The following is a 1,102-nucleotide window of genomic DNA, read 5'->3' on the forward strand; positions in this document are numbered from 1 at the left end:
GCTCAGCCTTTTCTTCTTCAGTAAGCACAATAGGGGTGGCAATTCGCATGCGATAAGTCCGATTCTCTCAGGGTATTTGAGCTGAGGATACATTAAGAATCATCAAGAGTGAAACACTACACTAGCGGGTCGCTTACTCTTTAATGATAATCCATTAGTAACTGATTATTCTAGAGGAATTTTTTGGGCAAAAACAATCCTTCCGACGTTAGAGTCTAATCCTAATAACAGTGAATATGCTAAGAACCTTGCGATGTTCTACTTGCTGGGTATAGGGGTAGAAAAAGATATTGAAAAGGCCGTTTGTCTTTTTGAAAGGGCAGCATCTAAAGGAGATTTATTTTCCAGAAATAAACTCGAACAACTTAAATCTTATGATGTGAATGGATGTAAGCAGTTAAAATAAAAGAAATATCATCCAGAAAAGACCGGCACTTTTAAAAAAACACACTTTCCGTTGGATCAAGGGATCAAGGGGGCAGAGTTGTTGATTTTCGCTCGACCGATTTTGTACTAGACTGATATACCTCAATTATTACTTTCTGGAGGTCAGGGATGGCCCGATTACCCAGGGCGGCGTTGCCCGGAATTCCTCAGCATGTGACTCAACGTGGAAATAATCGACAGGCATGCTTCTTTGCAGAAGAGGATTATGCGGTTTATCTGGATCGTTTAAAGCATTATGCAGAACAGTATCAGGTTCTTGTGGATGCCTATGTTTTGATGACCAATCATGTACATCTGTTACTCACCCCGAAAACTAAAGAAGGGGTTAGCTGCTTGATGCAGGCTCTGGGCCGTTACTACGTGCGCTATATCAACCAAAGTTATCGGCGTTCAGGCACTTTATGGGAGTGATATATATAAGGGACAGGCATATTCTAAAAGCCTGATCTATACTGCTGATACCTCAAACAAGGATGTTAAGGAAATCATATGACCCGTGCCCGTCATCAGATTATTTCTACCGCAGATACTCCCTATTATCACTGTATTGCCCGCTGTGTTCGGCGGGCGTTTTTGTGTGGCGAAGACTCATTAACCGGACAGAGTTATGAACACCGTCGTCAATGGGTAATTGACCGCCTGAAAACGCTGCAAG

The 1,102-nt window shown here is 42.3% G+C and carries 2 protein-coding genes; both read left to right on the forward strand.

From position 1 onward, the window contains the following. The first annotated feature begins 253 nt into the window (after positions 1–253). Positions 254–406 carry an SEL1-like repeat protein gene (locus tag JW499_RS21475; RefSeq protein WP_205212497.1) on the forward strand — a complete coding sequence of 51 codons (153 nt, stop codon included), beginning with the start codon at positions 254–256 and terminating at the stop codon, positions 404–406. Positions 407–555: 149 nt separating this feature from the next. After that, on the forward strand, positions 556–858 hold the full coding sequence (locus tag JW499_RS21480) for a transposase (protein WP_205212498.1): 303 nt from the start codon (positions 556–558) through the stop codon (positions 856–858). The last annotated feature ends 244 nt before the right edge of the window (positions 859–1,102 follow it).

This window comes from Amphritea pacifica (genome assembly GCF_016924145.1).
GTDB lineage: Bacteria > Pseudomonadota > Gammaproteobacteria > Pseudomonadales > Balneatricaceae > Amphritea > Amphritea pacifica.

What these genes read in the sequence shown, in the direction of transcription:
- JW499_RS21475 (WP_205212497.1), top strand. Translation starts at nt 254, where the DNA reads ATGTTCTACTTGCTGGGTATAGGGGTAGAAAAAGATATTGAAAAGGCC.
- JW499_RS21480 (WP_205212498.1), top strand. Translation starts at nt 556, where the DNA reads ATGGCCCGATTACCCAGGGCGGCGTTGCCCGGAATTCCTCAGCATGTG.